Here is a 4,766-nt window from a genome sequence, read left to right on the forward strand (position 1 = left end):
GACCCTGCCGGTGATCGAGGCCGCAGCGCGCCATCAGCCGGTCGGCCTCGACGCCTATCCCTACACCGCGGGCTCGACGGTGCTGGACCCCGACCATGTCACCGGCGACATCCGGATCATGGTGGCGTGGTCGAAGGCGCAGCCGGAGATGGCGGGCCGCGACCTCGCCGACATCGCCCGGGAATGGGGCTGCACCGAGAAGGAAGCCGTGGTGCGGCTGCACCCGGCCGGCGCCATCTACTTCCAGATGGACGAGGCCGATGTCCGCCGCATCCTGTCCTTCCCGCTGACCATGATCGGGTCGGACGGGCTGCCGCATGACAGCCACCCCCATCCGCGGCTGTGGGGCACCTTCCCGCGCGTGCTGGGCCATTACAGCCGCGACCTCGGCCTGTTCCCGCTGGAGACGGCGGTGCACAAGATGACCGGCCTGTCGGCGATGCGCTTCGCCCTGCACGACCGCGGCCTGGTGCGCGAGGGCCACGCCGCCGACCTCGTGGTGTTCGACCCCGTCCACATCGCCGACGCCGCCACCTTCGAGGCGCCGAAGACCCCGTCCAAGGGCCTCGACTTCGTGGTGGTGAACGGCCGCCTGTCCTGGCGCTCCGGCGAGACCGACGTCGACCGCGCCGGGCGGCTGCTGACGCGGGCGGCGGCGTAGGGCGGATCGCCCCATCCCCCTTCGGCCGCCCAACCATCGTCATGATTTGAAATCATGGTGGGATGGGAATGAAAGAGGGGGGAATTCCTATGCGGACAGTCACGCTTGCACGCGCGGCTCTGACGACGGTTGGCTGCGCCCTGGCACTCGGCGCCTGTGCGTTCGGCCCGAGTGCCACGAAACAGAAGGCCGATGCCCTCAAGGGGCAGAAGATCCAGGCCGCCTTTGCCCAGTTCGGCGAGACGCAGAACTACACGCCGCGCAATGCCGCCTTGGATGGCAGCGCGGGGTGGGAATATGTCTGGCACACGGTGACGGGCACCGACACCCGGGAAGAATTCGTCCAGACCGGAACCGAATACGCTGGCCAGACCATCGTCGGCATGGCACCGAGCGGCAACGGCGTCGCGTCCACGCCGATCTACCAGGACCAGTACACGCCGACCGGATACTACCAGCAGAATGAGGTCTGGCACGGGTGCATGCTGTTCATCCGCACCGACCGGAACCAAGTGATCGAGGATTCATCGGCCATCGGCGACGGATGCTAGCAACGGCGGGAGCCGCTGGTTTCAGTGGCTCCCATCACCTCTGCCCCCGCCCTCCTCACACCGGCTCGATGCCCGCCGTAGGATGCGCAGGGCGAAGATCACCCACATCGCCAGCAGCAGCGCGGCGCCGGCGGCGAAGGCGCCGAAGCGCAGATGCAGGCGGTTCGGGCCGGTGTGGATCGCGGCATGCAGGATGCGGGTGATGACGAAGGCCCAGGACATCACCACGAACAGCAGGTCCGCCTTCTTCGTCATCATCGCCAGGATCACCAGCACGAAGAACAGCGGCGGCAGCTGCAGCTGGTTGTGGAAGCTGTTCGCGACCTGGATGGCGCGGGCCGGCCAGACGGCCTGGCTGAGAACCATGTCGCGCATATGGACCTCGCCGCTGCGCACCGCCGCGGCGCGCACCTGCAGCATCCAAAGGGCGAGCAGGAAGATCAGCAGGACCTGGACGAACACCGGAAGAAGAATGGCTTGCACGGTCATGGCCGGACGCTCCCCCTTGCCCGCGGTTTTCGACGCAGCGGGCTAGATCTGCGTCATCACCGCGAAGCCGAGCGCGACCAGGACAATGAAGCCCCAGAAGGCCCAGTTCATGTACTTTTCAAGATAGTAACGCACCTTCTCGCCATAAACGCGCATCAGGACCGCGATCAGGAAGAAGCGCAGGCCGCGCGAGACGATCGAGGACAGGATGAACAGCCCCAGCGGGAACTGGGCGACGCCGCTGGTGATGGTCACCAGCTTGTAGGGAATCGGCGTCACCCCCTTAGCCAGGATGATCCAGGCGCCCCACTCCGCGTATTTCTGCTGGAATTCGTGGAAGCCGGACTGCAGCCCGTACAGGTTGATCAGCCAGGACCCGACCGTCGCGAACAGGAAATAGCCGATGGCGTAGCCGACCAGGCCGCCGATCACCGAGGCGACGGTGCACAGCCCCGCCAGCCACCACGCCCGCCGCGGATTGGCCAGCATCATCGGGATCAGCACGACGTCGGGCGGGACCGGGAAGAACGAGCTTTCGGCAAAGGCGACCCCGGCCAGCGTCCATTGCGCCCGCGGCCCGTGTGCCGCCCGGATCAGCCGGTCGTATTGCCGGCGGATGAAGCCCGGCCGCTCGGCCTTGCCCTGCACGCCCCCGTCTTGCACCACGCGCTGATCCTCTTCCCCGTCGCTCGTGCCACGGTCATAGACGGCGGCCGGCCCGGTGTCACGACCGGGATTGGAGATAGGGGCCGGGAACCGGCACCTCGAACTCAGCCCTTCAGCGTGTGCCAGGCCTGGGCGAAGGCGGCGGCGGTGGCAGCGACGGCGGCGGCGGTCATGCCCGGCTTGTACAGGGCCGAGCCCAGGCCGAAGCCGGTGGTGCCGGCGTCGCGATAGGCCGCCATCCGGTCCGGGGTGATGCCGCCGACAGCGATCAGCGGCACCGCGGCCGGCACCACCGCGCGCCAGGCCTTGACCACGCCGGGCGGGATCGCCTCGGCCGGGAACAGCTTGGCCCCGTCGGCGCCAGCCTTCAGCGCGGCGAAGGCCTCGGTCGGCGTGGCAGCACCTGGGGCGCAGACCAGATCCTGCCGCTTGGCCTCGGCGATGATCTCGACATCGGCATGCGGCATCACGATCAGCCGCCCGCCCGCCGCCTTGACCCGGGCGACATCGTCAACCTTCAGCACCGTGCCGGCGCCAACCAGCACGCTCTGCCCGAACCGGTCGGCCAGGATGCGGATGCTGTCGACGGGCTGCGGCGAATTCAGCGGCACCTCGATGCAGCGGAAGCCGGCATCGACCAGGGCGGCGCCGATGCCTTCGACCTCGTCGGGTTTCACGCCGCGGAGAATCGCCACCAGGGGCAGGTCGGCCAGGGCTTGGTCGAGGGAGATGCTCATCACACCAGCTCCGCTTGCTTGGCGAGGCGCCACAGCCCCTTCAACGTGGTGTCGGGCGGGGCGATCTGGCTGGCCAGGCCGGCCGCGTCGATCGCATCGGCATAACGCTCCGACAGCTCGGTGCCGCCGATGATGGTCACGGTATCAGGCGCCGCACCAGTGGCGGCTGACACCGTCGCGCGGGCGTCGGCCACCTCGGCCCCGATCAGCATGCCCGAGAGATAGGCGCCAAGCGCATTGGGCTCGATCTCGCCGAACAGGCCGAGGGTGCGGACGCTGAACAGCCGGCGCAGCAGCCCGCCGCCGGCCACGGCCCCGATGGCGAGGCCGCGGCGGAACGCGTCCGCGTTGGGCGCCCGCCCGTCCCCGTCCATGAGACGGCCGAGGATGCTGTTCTCGGTCAGCACCGCGAAGGCCTCGCCGGTCATGTAGGTCGCGAACCAGGTGATGTGGCCATCCTCGGCCAGCGCCCATTTGCTGTGGGTGCCCGGCAGGACGTAGAGTCGGCGGCCGCTGGCCGGTGCGTCGCCGATGATCTGGGTTTCCTCGCCGCGCATCACGTCGGGGATGCCGTCGGCGTCGACCCGGCTGACGCCGGGGATGATTCGCAGCGGGATTGGCAGCGAGGTCGGGATGGTGATCAGCCCGGCGGCCAGGGCCGATTCGTCGGCCGGGCAGCCGACATAGGGTGCCTCGGCCCAGCCCTGGCGGCTGCCGATCATGCCGGAGGCGATGGCCGCCGTTGCGCCGGCCGGGATCCAGCCTTCGACGAACTGCCGGAACACCGCGTCGAAATTGCCGCCGGGGACCTTGAGAATGCCGAGCGGGGCCTCCGCCTCGTCACGGATGGCACCGTTGGCGTCGAGCAGCCAGGCGCGGAGCGAGGAGGTTCCCCAATCGAGGGCGACAAGCATGGCGCGGACTGGGCCCTTCACAGCGGAAATGTCGTTTGGGGCTTGGCGGCTGGCGATGCCAAACCGGGGGAAATTTGGTCGGAGCGGGGAGATTCGAACTCCCGACCCCTTGCACCCCATGCAAGTGCGCTACCAGGCTGCGCTACGCTCCGACCGTGGTCGCCGCCGGACAGGTGCCGGGTGGCGAGCGGGCCGGACTATAACCACGGCCCCCGCCCTATGCAACGCCGATGCGGAGCTATTTTGCGCCGGCTTGGGCGATGGCCCAAAAATCATCCGCCTTCAGGCTGGCGCCGCCGACCAGGGCGCCGTCGACATTGGCCAGGGTCAGCAGCTCGGCCGCGTTGGACGGCTTGACCGAGCCGCCATAGAGGATGCGGATTCCCGCGGCCTCGGCCGGGACATGGACGGCCAGCATCGCCCGGATATGGGCGTGGGTGTCCGCCACCTCCGCCGCGGTCGGGGTCCGCCCGGTGCCGATCGCCCAGATCGGCTCATAGGCGATCACCGTGTTCTCGGCGGTGGCGCCGCGCGGCAGCGAGCCGGCGATCTGGCGGCTGCAGATCTGCGGCGCCCGGCCCTCGTTGCGTTCCGTCTCGCTCTCGCCGATGCAGATGATCGCGACCATGCCCTCGGCCTGCGCCGCGCGGGCCTTCTCGGCGACCATGAGGTCGATCTCGCCATGGTCCTGGCGGCGTTCGGAATGGCCGACGATGACATGGCTGCAGCCGAGATCGGCCAGCATCCG

The 4,766-nt window shown here is 69.0% G+C and carries 7 protein-coding genes and 1 tRNA gene; 2 read left to right on the plus strand and 6 right to left on the minus strand.

The genetic code is table 11. The features are described from left to right. Nucleotides 1-661, plus strand: a 661-nt coding sequence (locus tag AC3XYG_RS32730) for an amidohydrolase family protein (protein ID WP_489144073.1), incomplete at its 5' end; no start/stop codon positions are given. An 89-nt stretch (nt 662-750) separates the two neighbouring features. Beyond that, nucleotides 751-1,212, plus strand: coding sequence for a hypothetical protein (locus AC3XYG_RS32735; protein WP_489144074.1), 462 nt, complete (start codon nt 751-753; stop codon nt 1,210-1,212). A gap of 21 nt (nt 1,213-1,233) precedes the next feature. Here the strand turns inward: AC3XYG_RS32735 and AC3XYG_RS32740 are convergent, their stop codons facing one another. The 6 genes from AC3XYG_RS32740 to AC3XYG_RS32765 form a co-directional block, all read right to left on the minus strand. Continuing rightward, entirely contained in the window at nt 1,234-1,701 is a 468-nt protein-coding gene (locus tag AC3XYG_RS32740; protein ID WP_489144075.1) for an MAPEG family protein, read from the minus strand. 42 nt (nt 1,702-1,743) lie between these two features. Beyond that, on the minus strand, nt 1,744-2,367 hold the full coding sequence (locus AC3XYG_RS32745; protein WP_489144076.1) for a YqaA family protein: 624 nt from the start codon (nt 2,365-2,367) through the stop codon (nt 1,744-1,746). A gap of 104 nt (nt 2,368-2,471) precedes the next feature. Further along, complete coding sequence (locus AC3XYG_RS32750) at nt 2,472-3,104, minus strand: 2-dehydro-3-deoxy-6-phosphogalactonate aldolase (RefSeq protein ID WP_489144077.1); 633 nt, start codon at nt 3,102-3,104, stop codon at nt 2,472-2,474. After that, entirely contained in the window at nt 3,104-4,018 is a 915-nt protein-coding gene (locus AC3XYG_RS32755) for a 2-dehydro-3-deoxygalactonokinase (protein WP_489144078.1), read from the minus strand. Before AC3XYG_RS32755 ends, AC3XYG_RS32750 begins: the two co-directional genes overlap by 1 nt. Nucleotides 4,019-4,093: 75 nt before the next feature. After that, nucleotides 4,094-4,170, minus strand: a tRNA-Pro gene (locus AC3XYG_RS32760). Nucleotides 4,171-4,256: 86 nt separating this feature from the next. Next, nucleotides 4,257-4,766 (minus strand): triose-phosphate isomerase family protein (locus AC3XYG_RS32765; RefSeq protein WP_489144079.1); only part of this gene is annotated, 510 nt, incomplete at its 5' end.

The sequence above is a fragment of the Inquilinus sp. genome, from assembly GCF_057815775.1.

Bases quoted from the DNA above. Each gene is read 5' to 3' on its own strand.
- AC3XYG_RS32750 (WP_489144077.1), bottom strand. From the start codon at position 3,104: ATGAGCATCTCCCTCGACCAAGCCCTGGCCGACCTGCCCCTGGTGGCG.
- AC3XYG_RS32740 (WP_489144075.1), bottom strand. From the start codon at position 1,701: ATGACCGTGCAAGCCATTCTTCTTCCGGTGTTCGTCCAGGTCCTGCTG.
- AC3XYG_RS32755 (WP_489144078.1), bottom strand. From the start codon at position 4,018: ATGCTTGTCGCCCTCGATTGGGGAACCTCCTCGCTCCGCGCCTGGCTG.
- AC3XYG_RS32735 (WP_489144074.1), top strand. From the start codon at position 751: ATGCGGACAGTCACGCTTGCACGCGCGGCTCTGACGACGGTTGGCTGC.